Source organism: Flavobacterium xizangense (assembly GCF_054075145.1).
Genome location: NZ_JBSIPG010000278.1, coordinates 1 through 243, shown reverse-complemented (window position 1 = coordinate 243; position 243 = coordinate 1). Strand labels below are relative to the sequence as shown.

Genomic DNA, 243 nt, shown 5'->3' with positions numbered 1-243 from the left:
TGAAAATCGACAAGTATTGCGGCAAGATTTATAGCATCAATATTTGATGGATGTGTTTCGCCCTTAAAGAAGGTTTCAATAGGTCTAAACTTATCTTTCTGGTCTTTAAACTTATTCTTTTGAGTATGATTAAAATCTAAACAGAACAAATTCCGAAAAACATTTAAATCGTCTTGAGTCGGGTTATCTTCAAAAATAATCCAGCATAAGTCACGGAGTTTACCGCGCGACGGATTGTATAAA

At 33.7% G+C, this 243-nt stretch carries 1 pseudogene; it reads right to left on the bottom strand.

The annotated features are described in order from the left end of the window. Positions 1-243: pseudogene (locus ACWA1B_RS23425) on the bottom strand (hypothetical protein); the annotation flags it as partial.